Annotated in this window: 12 protein-coding genes and 1 pseudogene; 8 read left to right on the top strand and 5 right to left on the bottom strand. The window is 51.5% G+C overall.

What is annotated here, in order from left to right; translation table 11 throughout:
• Positions 1–7: 7 nt before the first annotated feature.
• A complete protein-coding gene (gene satP / locus BZK40_RS07405; protein ID WP_003829744.1) occupies positions 8–574 on the bottom strand; it encodes an acetate uptake transporter in 567 nt (188 codons plus the stop codon).
• A gap of 364 nt (positions 575–938) precedes the next feature.
• Entirely contained in the window at positions 939–1,343 is a 405-nt protein-coding gene (locus BZK40_RS07400; RefSeq protein ID WP_008786150.1) for a DUF2541 family protein, read from the bottom strand.
• Positions 1,344–1,727: 384 nt separating this feature from the next.
• Between BZK40_RS07400 and dnaK the strand changes: the two genes are divergently transcribed.
• The 4 genes from dnaK (at position 1,728) to nhaR (ending at position 7,174) form a co-directional block, all read left to right on the top strand.
• Positions 1,728–3,650, top strand: coding sequence for a molecular chaperone DnaK (gene dnaK, locus BZK40_RS07395; protein WP_003829739.1), 1,923 nt, complete (start codon positions 1,728–1,730; stop codon positions 3,648–3,650).
• Positions 3,651–3,735: 85 nt separating this feature from the next.
• Positions 3,736–4,869: a molecular chaperone DnaJ gene (gene dnaJ / locus BZK40_RS07390; RefSeq protein WP_003829737.1), complete on the top strand. Its 1,134-nt coding sequence runs from the start codon at positions 3,736–3,738 to the stop codon at positions 4,867–4,869.
• Between the two features lie 206 nt (positions 4,870–5,075).
• The gene (gene nhaA, locus BZK40_RS07385) at positions 5,076–6,242 is read left to right on the top strand and encodes a Na+/H+ antiporter NhaA (RefSeq protein ID WP_008786152.1); all 1,167 of its coding nucleotides are present in this window, start codon (positions 5,076–5,078) and stop codon (positions 6,240–6,242) included.
• A gap of 38 nt (positions 6,243–6,280) precedes the next feature.
• The gene (nhaR, locus tag BZK40_RS07380; RefSeq protein WP_032942332.1) at positions 6,281–7,174 is read left to right on the top strand and encodes a transcriptional activator NhaR; all 894 of its coding nucleotides are present in this window, start codon (positions 6,281–6,283) and stop codon (positions 7,172–7,174) included.
• A gap of 54 nt (positions 7,175–7,228) precedes the next feature.
• On the opposite strand, the gene BZK40_RS07375 is transcribed toward nhaR, so the two are convergent.
• The 3 genes from BZK40_RS07375 to rpsT all read right to left on the bottom strand — a co-directional run bounded on the left by BZK40_RS07375 (position 7,229) and on the right by rpsT (position 11,404).
• The gene (locus BZK40_RS07375; protein WP_079934408.1) at positions 7,229–9,268 is read right to left on the bottom strand and encodes a glycoside hydrolase family 31 protein; all 2,040 of its coding nucleotides are present in this window, start codon (positions 9,266–9,268) and stop codon (positions 7,229–7,231) included.
• Positions 9,269–9,311: 43 nt separating this feature from the next.
• Positions 9,312–10,682 (bottom strand): MFS transporter, encoded by a 1,371-nt coding sequence (locus BZK40_RS07370; protein ID WP_079934407.1) that lies wholly within the window; start codon positions 10,680–10,682, stop codon positions 9,312–9,314.
• 458 nt (positions 10,683–11,140) lie between these two features.
• Positions 11,141–11,404: a 30S ribosomal protein S20 gene (gene rpsT / locus BZK40_RS07365; protein WP_003018940.1), complete on the bottom strand. Its 264-nt coding sequence runs from the start codon at positions 11,402–11,404 to the stop codon at positions 11,141–11,143.
• 105 nt (positions 11,405–11,509) lie between these two features.
• On the opposite strand from rpsT, the pseudogene BZK40_RS24770 reads away from it, so the two are divergent.
• From BZK40_RS24770 to lspA, 4 genes and pseudogenes are all read left to right on the top strand, one after another.
• A pseudogene (locus tag BZK40_RS24770) lies at positions 11,510–11,725 on the top strand (DUF2575 domain-containing protein).
• A gap of 7 nt (positions 11,726–11,732) precedes the next feature.
• Entirely contained in the window at positions 11,733–12,671 is a 939-nt protein-coding gene (gene ribF, locus BZK40_RS07355; protein WP_003829725.1) for a bifunctional riboflavin kinase/FAD synthetase, read from the top strand.
• A 37-nt stretch (positions 12,672–12,708) separates the two neighbouring features.
• The gene (ileS, locus tag BZK40_RS07350) at positions 12,709–15,525 is read left to right on the top strand and encodes an isoleucine--tRNA ligase (RefSeq protein ID WP_079934406.1); all 2,817 of its coding nucleotides are present in this window, start codon (positions 12,709–12,711) and stop codon (positions 15,523–15,525) included.
• On the top strand, positions 15,525–16,022 hold the full coding sequence (gene lspA, locus BZK40_RS07345) for a signal peptidase II (protein WP_003018932.1): 498 nt from the start codon (positions 15,525–15,527) through the stop codon (positions 16,020–16,022). The genes ileS and lspA overlap by 1 nt, the downstream gene beginning before the upstream one ends.
• The last annotated feature ends 62 nt before the right edge of the window (positions 16,023–16,084 follow it).

The raw sequence follows: 16,084 nt of genomic DNA, 5'->3' as shown, positions 1-16,084 counted from the left end.
CGTCAGATTAGTGCGCTTCACCGATCGGCAGGATGGTACGGCCAAACTGTTCGTTCAGCACTTCACCCATCGCCAGGTAAATGGCGCTTGCGCCACACACTAAGCCAATCCAGCCAGCAACGTGAATGATCGCTTCGTTACCTGCAATGTTGCCGACCGCCAGCAGTGCGAACAGCACTGTCAGGCTCAGGAAGACAAACTGCAACGCGCGGTTAGCTTTCAGCGTGCCGAAGAACATGAACAGTGTAAACACGCCCCACAGACCCAGGTATACGCCCAGGAACTGACCATTGGTTGCATCCGCCAGGCCCATTTTCGGCATGATCAGGATTGCAACCAGCGTCAGCCAGAACGAACCGTAGGAGGTAAAGGCGGTTAAACCGAAGGTGTTGCCTTTTTTATATTCCAGCAGACCGGCAAATATTTGCGCGATACCGCCGTAGAAAATGCCCATCGCCAGAATAATAACGTCAAAGGCGAAGAAACCCGCGTTGTGCAGGTTAAGCAGAATGGTGGTCATGCCAAAGCCCATCAGGCCCAGCGGTGCCGGATTAGCCAACTTAGTGTTGCCCATAATTCCTCAAAATCATCATTGATTGAATGGTGAAATAGTTTCCCCAAATAACGATCACTGTCTTCGGGGCGCGGCATGATAATCAGGGGAGAGGGCACTGTCTATGATCTAACGAAGGGAAAATGAATTATTTTCCCTGTGATGGACATCACGCTTACGCGTGGTTGATCATTTTGCTAAGACAGACGATTTGAAGTGCCGCCGGGAGCTGAGGGATTTGGTGGACGATCTGGTGAGAAATACCCATCGCCAGATGGCGCTGCTTCATGGGCGCGGCAGTGGTTATTCCAGATCAAAGGCTTTCACATCAACCGCGTGTCTGCCCCGCATGTTTTCTATGGCTTCTGAATCAAAATGTGCGGAATTAATCGTCGCCAATAACTTTCAGCGTTGCCATGTCAGAGGAGTTTACTGACTGGCCTGAGAAGGTGATTTTAGACACGCAGCGTTTATTGTCGTTGTCGCTATTAATAGAGATCCAGTTGGTCGTTTGTCCCTCTTTAATGGATGACGGGACGTTCAGGCTTTGGCTGGAAGTGCGTACTGCTTTGAAGTAGACGGATGCGCCGTTAAGTTTAATATCACCGCGATCGGCGGTGAGCTGAATGCGCTTCACCACCCGGCAAACGGGAATTCTCAGCGTAAGGTCGTTGGTTGCATTGCGGGGCATCGCAATCATACCCAGAACTTTATGATCGTTAGCGTGCGCGGCGCTGCTCAGCAGCAGGCCCATAAGCAGGCTGGTGGAAAGGGTTAACACGGATTTCATGGAATTTCTCTTTGACGGCTGTAAAAGTGTGTGACATCAGACCATCTTACCGCCGACGGGAAACCGTTTCATGGTCGTAATCTTTTCTTTTTATTACAATTTTCACATGAATGGCCGTGCTGGTTTTGATTTGTTTTGTGAATTGATTTTGATTGGAAACTATTCGTTTTTTTGCCTTTCTGCCTTTTTACCTTAATTTTATCGCCACTGTGCTAAAAAAAATTTTCATGCCCCCCTTGATGACGTGGGTTACGACCCCATCTTGTAGACAACCGCAGTGGTGAGTCTGAAAAAAAACGATTCAGGGTAGTTGAAACCGCACGTTTCGCCCTTATTACAGATTCACAACCACATGATGACCGAATTTTTAGTGGAGACGTTTAGATGGGTAAAATTATTGGTATCGACCTGGGTACTACCAACTCTTGTGTAGCGATTATGGATGGCACTACTGCACGTGTGCTGGAGAACGCCGAGGGCGATCGCACCACGCCTTCTATCATTGCTTATACCCAGGATGGTGAAACTCTGGTTGGTCAGCCGGCTAAACGTCAGGCAGTGACAAACCCGCAAAACACCCTGTTTGCGATTAAACGCCTGATTGGCCGCCGCTTCCAGGACGAAGAAGTACAGCGTGATGAAGCCATCATGCCGTACAAAATCATCGGTGCTGACAACGGTGATGCATGGATTGACGTAAAAGGTCAGAAAATGGCACCGCCGCAGATTTCTGCTGAAGTGCTGAAAAAAATGAAGAAAACGGCTGAAGATTACCTGGGCGAACCGGTAACTGAAGCGGTTATCACCGTACCTGCATACTTCAACGATGCTCAGCGTCAGGCAACCAAAGATGCTGGCCGTATCGCAGGTCTGGAAGTAAAACGTATCATCAACGAACCGACCGCAGCGGCACTGGCTTACGGTCTGGATAAAGAAGTCGGCAACCGTACTATCGCGGTTTATGACCTCGGTGGTGGTACTTTCGATATCTCTATTATCGAAATCGACGAAGTTGACGGCGAAAAAACTTTCGAAGTTCTGGCAACCAACGGTGATACCCACCTGGGTGGTGAAGACTTCGACAGCCGTATGATCAACTACCTGGTTGACGAATTTAAGAAAGATCAGGGTATCGATCTGCGTAATGACCCGCTGGCGATGCAGCGTCTGAAAGAAGCCGCTGAGAAAGCGAAGATCGAACTGTCTTCCGCTCAGCAGACCGACGTGAACCTGCCGTACATTACTGCAGACGCGACTGGTCCGAAACACATGAACATCAAAGTGACCCGTGCGAAACTGGAAAGCCTGGTTGAAGACCTGGTTAACCGTTCTATCGAGCCGCTGAAAGTTGCTCTGCAGGATGCTGGTCTGTCTGTTTCCGACGTTCAGGACGTTATCCTGGTCGGTGGTCAGACTCGTATGCCGATGGTACAGAAGAAAGTTGCTGAGTTCTTCGGTAAAGAGCCGCGTAAAGACGTTAACCCGGACGAAGCAGTGGCAATCGGTGCTGCCGTTCAGGGTGGTGTATTGACCGGTGATGTGAAAGACGTGCTGCTGCTGGACGTTACCCCGCTGTCTCTGGGTATCGAAACCATGGGTGGCGTGATGACTCCACTGATCGCGAAAAACACCACTATCCCGACCAAGCACAGCCAGGTGTTCTCTACCGCTGAAGACAACCAGTCTGCGGTAACCATCCACGTGCTGCAGGGTGAACGTAAACGCGCCGCTGATAACAAAGATCTGGGTCAGTTTAACCTGGATGGTATCAGCCCGGCTCCGCGCGGTATGCCGCAGATCGAAGTTACTTTTGACATCGATGCCGACGGTATCCTGCACGTTTCCGCGAAAGACAAAAACAGCGGTAAAGAGCAGAAGATCACCATCAAGGCTTCTTCTGGTCTGAACGAAGAAGAAATTCAGAAAATGGTTCGCGAAGCAGAAGCGAACGCAGAATCTGACCGTAAGTTTGAAGAGCTGGTTCAGACTCGTAACCAGGGTGACCATCTGCTGCACAGCACTCGTAAGCAGGTTGAAGAAGCAGGCGACAAACTGCCAGCTGACGACAAAACTGCCATCGAGTCTGCACTGACCGCGCTGGAAACTTCTCTGAAAGGCGAAGACAAAGCGGATATCGAAGCGAAAATGCAGGCGCTGGCACAGGTTTCCCAGAAACTGATGGAAATCGCTCAGCAGCAGCACGCACAGCAGCAGGCTGGTGCAGCAGGCGCTGATGCTTCTGCAAACAACGCGAAAGATGACGACGTTGTCGACGCCGAGTTTGAAGAAGTGAAAGACAAAAAATAATCGCCCTTTGAACGGGTAATTACTGGCACGGGCGAAGAGGTTTCCTCTCCGCCCGTGCACGCATGTTAGGGGCAGATAAAAAGAGATGGCTAAGCAAGACTATTACGAGATTTTAGGCGTTTCCAAGTCAGCGGAAGAGCGTGAAATCAAAAAGGCCTACAAGCGCCTGGCCATGAAATTTCACCCGGACCGCAACCAGGGTGATAAAGAGGCCGAAGCCAAGTTTAAAGAGATCAAAGAAGCGTACGAAATCCTGACCGATGCGCAAAAACGTGCGGCTTACGATCAGTACGGTCATGCTGCGTTTGAGCAAGGCGGCATGGGCGGCGGCGGCGGTTTTGGCGGCGGGGCTGACTTCAGCGATATCTTTGGTGACGTGTTTGGCGATATCTTTGGCGGCGGTCGTGGTCGTCAGCGCGCCTCACGTGGTGCTGATTTACGTTACAACATGGATCTCACTCTGGAAGAAGCCGTGCGTGGCGTCACCAAAGAGATCCGTATTCCGACTCTGGAAGAGTGTGACGTCTGCCACGGTAGCGGTGCGAAGGCAGGTACTCAGCCACAGACCTGCCCAACCTGTCACGGTTCTGGTCAGGTACAGATGCGTCAGGGCTTTTTTGCCGTACAGCAGACCTGTCCACACTGTCAGGGCCGCGGTACGCTGATCAAAGATCCGTGCAACAAATGCCACGGTCATGGTCGTGTTGAGAAAAGCAAAACGCTGTCCGTTAAGATCCCGGCAGGGGTTGATACCGGCGACCGCATTCGTTTAGCGGGCGAAGGTGAAGCCGGTGAACATGGTGCGCCAGCAGGTGATTTGTACGTTCAGGTGCAGGTAAAACAGCACCCAATTTTTGAACGTGAAGGCAATAACCTGTACTGCGAAGTACCGATTAACTTTGCGATGGCTGCGCTGGGCGGCGAGATTGAAGTCCCAACGCTGGACGGTCGCGTGAAGCTAAAAATTCCGGGCGAAACGCAAACTGGCAAACTTTTCCGCATGCGTGGAAAGGGCGTCAAGTCTGTACGCGGTGGCGCTCAGGGCGACCTGCTGTGCCGCGTGGTGGTTGAAACCCCAGTGGGCCTGAACGACAAGCAGAAGCAACTGCTCAAAGATCTGCAGGACAGCTTTGGCGGCCCGACCGGCGAACAAAACAGTCCGCGCTCCAAAAGTTTCTTCGACGGTGTGAAGAAGTTCTTTGACGATCTGACTCGCTAATTCGCAGTTTTATCTCGAATAAAAAGCCTGGGACTGAAAAGTCTCAGGCTTTTTTATTTCTGTTTTCCGCTCGGAAAATCTTTATCGACTTACTCTGTATAGATCGTAAAAACCGATTTATCCATCATGAATAATCTAATTTTAACGAGCTTTTTGAGGGTGTAAGATAGTATTTACGAAGTATTCACCCAATAGAGAGAATAAAAGTGAAACATCTGCATCGTTTTTTTAGTAGTGACGCCTCGGGGGGCATCATTCTGATCATCGCAGCCGTGGTCGCTATGCTGATGGCAAATATCGGGGTTACCAGTGGATGGTACCACGCCTTTTTGGAAACGCCCGTTCAACTGCGGGTTGGCGCGCTTGAGATCAACAAAAATATGCTGTTGTGGATCAACGACGCGTTGATGGCGGTGTTCTTCCTGTTGATTGGTCTGGAAGTAAAGCGCGAGTTAATGCAAGGTTCGCTGGCCAGTCTGCGTCAGGCGGCGTTCCCGATCATTGCTGCTATCGGGGGCATGATTGTCCCGGCGCTGCTGTACCTGGCATTCAACTATGCCGATCCCATCACCCGTGAAGGGTGGGCGATCCCGGCGGCAACGGATATCGCTTTTGCGTTAGGTGTGCTGGCGTTGTTGGGCAGTCGTGTACCACTGGCGTTGAAAATCTTCCTGATGGCGCTGGCGATTATTGATGACCTCGGCGCTATTGTAATCATCGCACTGTTCTATACCAGCGACCTCTCGCTGCTGTCGCTGGGCGTTGCTGCGTGCGCAATCCTTGTTTTGGCAGGATTGAATCTGTGCGGAGTGAGACGCACCGGTATTTATATTCTGGTCGGCGTGGTGCTGTGGACTGCCGTACTGAAGTCTGGCGTGCATGCAACGCTGGCGGGCGTGATCGTGGGCTTCTTCATTCCATTGAAGGAAAAACATGGGCGTTCACCGGCTAAGCGACTGGAGCATGTTCTGCATCCATGGGTGGCATACCTGATCCTGCCACTGTTTGCTTTCGCCAACGCGGGCGTTTCACTGCAGGGCGTCACTATTGATGGACTGACCTCGATATTACCGCTGGGGATCATTGCCGGCCTGTTGATCGGCAAACCGTTGGGTATCAGTCTGTTTTGCTGGCTGGCGTTACGCCTCAAGGTGGCGCAATTGCCGGAAGGAACGAATTTCCAGCAGATTATGGCGGTCGGTATTCTTTGCGGCATTGGCTTTACGATGTCGATTTTTATTGCCAGCCTGGCGTTTGGCAACGTCGATCCTGAGCTGATTAACTGGGCAAAACTGGGGATCCTGATCGGCTCCTTGTTGTCGGCAGTGATAGGTTACTGCTGGTTACGTGCCCGGTTGAACGCATCAGCCTGACGGGATAACCCTTTCGTGACAATTTTCAGGGAGAGAGTATGTCTCATATAAATTACAACCATCTGTACTACTTTTGGCATGTCTATAAAGAAGGGTCAGTGGTTGGTGCAGCAGAAGCGCTTTATCTGACACCGCAGACCATTACCGGGCAGATTAAAGCGCTTGAGGAACGCTTACAGGGAAAATTGTTTAAGCGGAAGGGGCGTGGGCTGGAGCCCAGTGAGTTAGGCGAATTGGTTTTTCGTTACGCGGATAAGATGTTCACCTTAAGCCAGGAAATGCTGGATATCGTGAACTACCGCAAAGAGTCTAATTTGCTGTTCGATGTCGGCGTGGCGGATGCGCTATCGAAGCAGTTGGTCAGCAGCGTACTGGATGCCGCTGTGGTTGAAGATGAACAAATCCATCTGCGTTGTTTTGAGTCAACGCACGAGATGCTGTTGGATCAACTCAGCCAGCATAAGCTGGATATGATTATCTCCGACTGTCCGATTGATTCTACGCAGCAGGAAGGGTTGTTCTCAGTGCGGATAGGCGAATGCAGCGTAAGTTTTTGGTGCACCAAACCGCTGCCTGAAAAACCATTCCCGGCCTGCCTTGAGGAGCGTCGGTTGCTGATCCCAGGACGTCGTTCGATGCTCGGACGTAAGCTGCTGAACTGGATCAACTCACAAGGATTGAATGTCGAAATCCTCGGTGAGTTTGATGACGCTGCGCTGATGAAAGCGTTTGGGGCAACGCATAATGCTATTTTTGTTGCACCTACTTTGTATTCGCACAATTTCTATGCCGATGATTCTATTGTTGAAATTGGACGCGTAGAAAATGTGATGGAAGAGTATCACGCCATATTTGCGGAAAGAATGATCCAGCATCCGGCGGTGCAGCGTATTTGCAATGCGGACTACTCGGCATTGTTCAAGCCACAGTAGACATACTTACCGTAATACTTCCGGCTGCGGTACTCACCCGCAGCCGGTTTCATGCTATAGCCTCAATAAGCTACGATACTGCCCACCTTCGCGGATAAATACCGGAATTCTGTTCAATGGCGCGGCATAGTGCAACGTTTGCCCTCCCGAATAACTCTCGCCGGTCGTAAGATCCGTCCATGTTTCCCCTTCCGGTAGCCAGATATCACGTTCGCGCATACCTTCATGCATTACGGGGGCAATCAGCAGGTCAGGACCAAAACAGTACTGGTCGGTGATTGCCCAACTTGTTTCCTGTTCGGGGAAATCAAAAAACAGGGGGCGCATCACTGGTGTATTGTGCTTATGGGTTTCCTCCATCAGCGCTTTAATATAGGGCTTCAGTTTCTCTCGCAACGCCAGGCAATCCGTCAGTACGTCACACACGTCCTCACCGTAGCTCCAGACTTCGTTCGGTGCACCGGTAGGACACTGGGCGATACCATCCCGGTACGGTTGTTCCGGTAAAATCTGCGGATCGCGGTTGCCGTGCAGACGCATCACCGGGCTAAATACGCCCCACTGGAACCAGCGGATCAGCAGTTCATGGAAATGTGGGTCGTGAATATTACCGCCATGAAAACCACCGATATCCGTCGTCCACCACGGTATCCCCGCGATTCCCATATTGAGTCCGGCGGCAAACTGGTTGCGTAGCGATCTAAACGAGGAGTGAATATCACCTGACCAGACCAGTGCGCCATACTTTTGACTGCCGGCCCAGGCGCAGCGTAGCAGGTTGATAACCTTGTCTTCACCATCGGCTTTCATACCATCAAAAAAGGTTTTGGCGTACATTCGCGGGTAGATATTGCCCACTTCCAGTACCGGCCCGGCATGGTAGCGATAGTTGTCATAGTCATAAACGCTGAACTCAGGTTCGGCTTCGTCTAACCAGAATAGCTTCACGCCTTTATCATAATAGTTGCGTTTGGCTTTGCCCCAGACGTAGTCCCGCGCACCCGGATGGGTAGCATCAAAGAAAGTGGTGTTGCCGAGGAAATCCATATTGATCGGCAAGCCACGTTCCGTCTGTACCAGCCAGCCGTTTTCGCGCATCTCCCGATAGCTTTCAGTGCGGTTATCCACCGTCGGCCAGACGGAGACCATCAGCTCAATTCCCAGCGATTTCAGCTCGGCAATCATGGCATCAGGGTCGGGCCAGTCGCGCGCATCGAACATCCAGTCACCCTGATTCGGCCAGTGAAAGAAGTCGATAACGATCACCGAGATAGGCAGATTGCGGCGCTTATATTCGCGGGCAACCTCCAGCAGCTCTGCCTGCGTACGATAGCGGAGTTTGCACTGCCAGAAGCCCATGGCGTAGTCCGGCATCATCGGCGGTGTGCCGGTAGCCAGCGCATAAGCCCGGCTAATTTCTGCCGGGGTATCGCCAGCCGTGATCCAGTAGTCCAGCTGTTCGCTGACCTGTGCTTCCCATTCGGTAACGTTGTGGGCAAAGGTTACGCGCCCGACTGCCGGGTTATTCCATAAAAATCCATAGCCCAGACTGGAGAGCATAAACGGTACTGAGGCCTGGGAGTTACGTTGCGCCAGCTCAAGAACGCATCCTTTGAGATCCAGGTTAGCCTGTTGATACTGCCCCATACCATAAATTTTTTCCCCTTCGCTGGCTTCGAAGCGGGCTTTAAGTGAATATTTCCCACCCTGAATAGGGCGGAATTCGCGTCCCTCAAGGTTGAGTGCGCTGACGTACTGGCCGTGAGAAGATTCATCCTCGCCAATTTCGCCCCGCAAGCGCCAGAACTCCTGCAACAGAGGTTTGTGTGGATGGCGGTAAAAGGTAACTTGTCCTTTTTGATTGACGATAGCGATAATTTTGCCGTTGGTCAGCGTCGCCTGGTGGTGTTCATAAACAATATGGCAGTGGCTTTCTGCGACTGGCTCAGTCAATGCCCAGTCTTCATTTCTCATTACCGGCAGATGACGGCCACTGCGTACGCGCAGGCTGTTCTCGCCCCAGGGTTCAATCCATAAATAGCGATCGTTTTGCTGCCAGACCAGGCGACGCGGGTCATGTTGCATAAATGGCATGGTGGTGCCTCCCATATTTCGAGGGTGAAGGTAAAGATCGTTTTTAGTTGATGGTTTCCAGATCGTGGCGAATCTTCTCTTCCATCGCTTCGTATTTACGAAAGAAAAGTAGTGGGATCGCTGCGAGCGCGAAGAGTAGGGCGGGTGCCCAGATAAAGGCCCAGGTAATTCCCTCCAGACCCGCAGCGCTCTGGGCATGGTTGGGGACATAGCCAAAACTGTTCATGATCCAGGCAGCGAAAGCGGTACCGAGGCCACTACCCATCTTGATGCAGAAGGTGCTGCCGAAGGCGATAAGAATGCCGGTAGCTTTAATACCCGTCTTCCAGGCACCGAAATCGACGGCGAAGCCCAGCATGGCAAACGGCATTGAGCAGGCGATACCGCTGCCGATATTGCCGAGTACCCAGGCGGCGATGAGAAAAGGAATGTTGTCCGCTGCCAGCCACATCATGATGCCGCCAAGCGTGGCGACCAGCAGACCGCCTACCCATATCCACGTTTTAGCCAGGTATTTGCTAAAGAAGGGGATAGCGATGATAAACATGATCTGAATTGTCGCCAGGCTATTAATCAGCGGAACCAGATCTTTGCGGTCGAGATTGTAGGTCAGATAGTAGACAATCGTTGTGGAGCGTTGTTGTAGGGCAATCCAGAAGATCAGGTTTGCCAGCACCATCAGGATCCATGGCCAGTTGCCTTTCATTGCCGCAAAACTCTTTTTCATCGGCAATTTAGGTTCTTGCTGTATTTTATCCGTATCCATTTCACGGATATTTTTAAAGGCGAAAAGCGTTAGCGAACAGGATATTACGGCAAATATAATCGCCGTATAAATAAAACCCGCATGATCATTTCCGTTACCTAAAAAAGCAACTAACGGCAGTGCAGTCGCATTCATTAATAAAACCCCAATCTGCCCACCGGTCATTCGCCAGGAATTTAAAACCAGTCTTTCCTTAGGCGATAAGGTCATCAGAGGTAATATTGCACTGAGTGGTGTATTAAGTCCGGTAAATAGAATGCTAGCAATCATATAAGATATTGCTGCATAGATAGCTTTTCCGGTCATACTGATATCAGGAGACCAAAATGACAGGGCGCTGAATACGGCAAAAGGTAATGGCAACCATAAAAACCAGGGGCGGCATTTACCGTAACGCGAACGCGTTTTATCGATGATGATCCCCCATATGGGGGCGTCTATGCCATCGACAATACGTGCCAGCAGCAGGATGACGCCTGCTACGGCGAGGCTAATACCTGCAACGTCTGTGTAGAAATATAAAATGTAAGTTGAACCGAAACAATACAGCAGATTACCCGCCACATCCAAAGAGCCGTAGCTAATACGCTGTAGTAAAGATAATGATGTTGACCCGCATGACTGGGTATCCTCAATAACAGAACTCATAATAATAACTCCGATACTGGAACGATACGCCCAGAAAAACAGCTTCTACTTTCCAAGCAAGTTTTAAATATTATTTTTATGTCGTTACTGAATTTATCCTCAGATTAAAATGAGTGAGTAAGGTGTACATGAAAAGTAGTTAACCCTACAGCGGCAATCAATTATCAAATCTTACATCAGGATTGCGTTTATTCGTTTTTGAATGAACGATGTTTCTATTTGCTAAGGTGGTCACAGTTTTATTAATAATGAAATAAAAAAAGGAAAACAGTGAAAGAAAATAACTTTCAAGTATTACGCGACGCGACTGAGGAAGGGATAGCTGAAAAAACAGGCTGGTCAGGAAGAGCGTTAACGAGCGAGAACAACATCAGTGGCTAAAGAGAAAAACGTCAGATAGCAGGCATAAAAAAACCCGCTTGCGCGGGTTTTTTCACAAAGCAACAACAAGCAGGCGATTAAGCCAGTTTGTTGATCTGTGCAGTCAGGTTTGCTTTATGACGTGCAGCTTTGTTTTTGTGGATCAGACCTTTAGCAGCCTGACGGTCCACGATTGGTTGCATTTCGTTAAATGCTTTCAGTGCAGTAGCTTTGTCGCCAGCTTCGATAGCTGCGTATACTTTCTTGATGAAAGTACGCATCATAGAGCGACGGCTAGCGTTGTGCTTGCGGGCCTTTTCAGACTGAACGGCGCGCTTCTTAGCTGATTTGATATTAGCCAAGGTCCAACTCCCAAATGTGTTCTATATGGACAATTCAAAGGCCGAGGAATATGCCCTTTTAGCCTTCTTTTGTCAATGGATTTGTGCAAATAAGCGCCGTTTAAATTGCAGCACTCGTTGCGTAGTGATGGCGCAGGATTCTACCAGCTTGCGTGGCGTGAATACAGCTTTTCCACGAGAAAAATTGCATTGGCGTGCCCGTGAAGGTCTGCAATTTGTTTCATAACAATGAAAACAATCCTCTTTCTGTTTCGTAGAAACAATCGCCGGTTAACGTTGACCGCGGTACAGGGTATACTTTCACGATTTTCACTGTTTTGAGCCAGACATGAAGCTGATACGAGGCATACATAATCTCAGTCAGGCCCCGCATGGGTGTGTGCTGACTATTGGTAATTTCGACGGCGTGCACCGTGGCCACCGTGCGTTGCTGCAGGGTTTACGGGAAGAAGGGCGCAAACGCAATTTACCGGTGATGGTGATGATTTTCGAGCCGCAGCCGCTAGAGCTGTTTGCGACCGACAAGTCACCAGCGCGCCTCACTCGCCTGCGCGAAAAACTGCGTTATCTGGCGGAATGCGGCGTGGACTACGTGCTGTGCGTGCGTTTTGACAGGCGCTTTGCGGCATTAACGGCGCAGACCTTCATCAGCGATCTGCTGGTTAAGCGCCTTGGTGTACAATTTCTTGCCGTTGGTGATGATTTCCGCTTTGGCGCTAGCCGAGCGGGCGATTTCTTGTTATTACAGGAAGCGGGCGCTGAGTATGGTTTTGATATCACCAGCACCCAAACCTTCTGCGAAGGCGGTGTGCGCATTAGCAGCACTGCGGTACGTCAGGCGCTGGCAGAAGATAACCTGCAACTGGCCGAAAGCCTGCTTGGGCATCCTTTTACTATCTCAGGACGTGTCGTTCACGGTGATGAATTAGGGCGCACCATCGGTTTTCCGACGGCAAACTTACCGCTGCGTCGCCAGGTTTCTCCGGTGAAAGGGGTTTATGCGGTTGAAGTGATGGGACTGGGCGATAAACCGTTGCCCGGCGTCGCCAATATCGGCACCCGCCCGACGGTAGCAGGCGTACGCCAACAGTTGGAAGTGCATCTATTGGACGTTGTAATGGACCTGTATGGTCGCCATATAGATGTAGTACTGCGTAAAAAAATACGCAGCGAACAGCGATTTGCCTCGCTGGATGAGCTAAAAGCGCAGATTGCGCGTGATGAGTTGACTGCCCGTGAATTTTTTGGGCTAACAAAACCGGCTTAATGCCTATACGAGTTTTAAATACGGAACCGAGAATCTGATGAGTGACTATAAATCAACCCTGAATTTGCCGGAAACAGGGTTCCCGATGCGCGGCGATCTCGCCAAGCGCGAACCGGGAATGCTGGCGCGTTGGACTGATGATGACCTGTACGGCATCATTCGTGCGGCCAAAAAAGGCAAAAAAACCTTCATTCTGCATGATGGCCCTCCTTATGCGAATGGCAGCATTCATATTGGTCACTCGGTTAACAAGATTCTGAAAGACATTATCGTGAAGTCCAAAGGACTCACGGGTTATGACTCGCCTTACGTTCCGGGCTGGGACTGCCACGGTCTGCCGATCGAGCTGAAAGTAGAGCAGGAATACGGCAAACCGGGCGAGAAGTTTACCGCCGCTGAGTTCCGTGCCAAGTGCCGCGAATACGCAGCGACCCAGGTTGACGGTCAGCGTAAAGACTTTATCCGTCTTGGCGTACTGGGCGACTGGTCGCATCCGTACCTGACCATGGACTTCAAAACCGAAGCCAACATCATTCGTGCGCTGGGTAAAATCATCGGTAACGGTCACCTGCACAAAGGTGCGAAGCCGGTGCACTGGTGCGTTGACTGCCGTTCCGCGCTGGCGGAAGCGGAAGTTGAGTATTATGACAAAACCTCCCCGTCCATCGACGTGGCGTTCCACGCCGACGATCAGGATGCGGTGAAAGCGAAATTTGGCGTTTCTGACGTCAACGGCCCGATCTCTCTGGTTATCTGGACCACTACCCCGTGGACGTTACCGGCGAACCGCGCAATCTCTCTGGCACCTGATTTTGACTATGCGCTGGTGCAGATTGACGGCCAGGCTGTGATTCTGGCGAAAGATCTGGTTGAAAGCGTCATGCAGCGTATTGGCGCGGCTGAATACACCATTCTCGGCACCGTTAAAGGCGCTGAGCTGGAACTGCTGCGCTTTACCCATCCGTTTATGGGCTTTGATGTGCCAGCTATCCTTGGCGATCACGTTACGCTGGATGCGGGTACCGGTGCGGTTCATACCGCTGGCGGTCACGGTCCGGATGACTACGTCATCAGCCAGAAATACGGTCTGGAAATCGCTAACCCGGTTGGCCCGGACGGCGCATACCTGGCGGGTACTTATCCGGATCTGGACGGCGTGAACGTCTTTAAAGCCAACGACAAAATCGTTGCGCTGCTGAGCGAAAAAGGTGCGCTGCTGCACGTTGAGAAGATGCAGCACAGCTACCCATGCTGCTGGCGTCACAAGTCACCGATCATCTTCCGTGCGACGCCGCAGTGGTTCGTCAGCATGGATCAGAAAGGCCTGCGCGCGCAGTCCCTGAAAGAGATCAAAGGCGTGCAGTGGATCCCGGACTGGGGCCAGGCGCGTATTGAATCGATGGTTGCCAACCGTCCTGACTGGTGTATCTCCCGTCAGCGTACGTGGGGTGTGCCGATGTCTCTGTTTGTTCACAAAGACACCGAAGAGCTGCATCCGCGCGCTATCGAACTGATGGAAGAAGTGGCTAAACGCGTTGAAGTTGACGGCATCCAGGCGTGGTGGGATCTCGATCCGAAAGATATCCTCGGTGACGAAGCTGACCAGTATGTCAAAGTCCCGGATACGCTGGACGTGTGGTTCGACTCTGGTTCAACCCACTCCTCCGTCGTGGACGTACGTCCTGAGTTTGCAGGCCATGCGGCAGATATGTATCTGGAAGGCTCTGACCAGCACCGTGGCTGGTTCATGTCATCTCTGATGATCTCCACCGCCATGAAAGGCAAAGCACCTTATCGCCAGGTACTGACTCACGGTTTCACCGTTGATGGTCAGGGCCGTAAGATGTCCAAGTCTATCGGTAACACCGTTTCTCCGCAGGATGTGATGAACAAACTGGGCGCGGATATTCTGCGTCTGTGGGTGGCTTCAACCGACTATACCGGTGAAATGGCCGTTTCTGACGAAATTCTGAAACGTGCTGCCGACAGCTATCGTCGTATCCGTAACACCGCGCGCTTCCTGCTGGCGAACCTGAATGGGTTCGATCCGGTTAAAGACATGGTGAAACCGGAAGAGATGGTGGTGCTGGACAGGTGGGCGGTAGGTTGTGCGCAAGCGGCGCAGGACGAAATCCTGAAAGCCTATGAAGCCTATGACTTCCATGAAGTGGTACAGCGCCTGATGCGCTTCTGCTCCGTCGAAATGGGTTCGTTCTACCTCGACATCATCAAAGACCGTCAGTACACCGCGAAAGCGGATAGCGTGGCGCGTCGTAGCTGCCAGACAGCGCTGTTCCATATCGCTGAAGCGCTGGTTCGTTGGATGGCGCCGATCATGTCCTTCACCGCCGATGAAATCTGGGGCTACCTGCCGGGCGATCGTGAGAAGTATGTCTTTACCGGTGAATGGTACGAAGGTCTGTTTGGCTTAGGCGAAACCGAAGCGATGAACGATGCCTTCTGGGACGAGCTGTTGAAAGTGCGTGGCGAAGTGAACAAGGTCATCGAACAGGCGCGTGCGGATAAGAAAGTCGGTGGTTCTCTGGAGGCTTCAGTGACCCTGTACGCTGAACCTGAGCTGGCGGCGAAACTGACCGCGCTGGGCGAAGAGTTGCGTTTTGTACTGCTGACCTCTGGTGCGACGGTTGCGGATTATGCGGCTGCTCCTGCTGATGCTCAGCAGAGCGAACTGCTCAAAGGTCTGAAAATCGTACTGAGCAAAGCCGAAGGTGAGAAATGCCCGCGCTGCTGGCATTACACTACCGACGTCGGCCAGGTGGCGGAACATGCAGATATCTGCGGACGCTGTGTCAGCAACATCGCCGGTGATGGCGAACAACGTAAGTTTGCCTGATGAGTAAGCCTCTTTGTTCAACAGGACTACGCTGGCTGTGGCTGGTGGTAGTCGTGCTGATTATCGATTTAGGCAGCAAATACCTGATCCTCCAGAACTTTGCTCTGGGGGATACGGTGTCGCTGTTTCCGTCGCTTAATCTGCACTACGCGCGTAACTATGGTGCGGCGTTTAGCTTCTTAGCCGACAGCGGCGGCTGGCAACGTTGGTTCTTTGCCGGCATCGCCATCGGTATTTGCGTCATCCTGATGGTGATGATGTATCGCTCGAAGGCGACCCAGAAGCTGAACAACATCGCGTATGCGTTAATCATTGGCGGTGCACTGGGCAACTTGTTCGACCGCCTGTGGCACGGCTTCGTGGTTGATATGATTGACTTTTACGTCGGCGACTGGCATTTCGCGACCTTCAATCTGGCCGATACTGCTATCTGTATCGGCGCGGCATTGATTGTTCTCGAAGGCTTCCTGCCGTCGAAAGAGAAAAAAGCCGCATAAAAAAATGCCGGATGGCGCTATGCTAATCCGGCCTACAATATACTGCGATCCTTGTTGGCCCG

The organism is Citrobacter portucalensis (assembly GCF_002042885.1).
In the GTDB taxonomy this organism is placed as follows: domain Bacteria; phylum Pseudomonadota; class Gammaproteobacteria; order Enterobacterales; family Enterobacteriaceae; genus Citrobacter; species Citrobacter portucalensis.
This window is presented reverse-complemented; position numbering and strand designations above follow the sequence as displayed.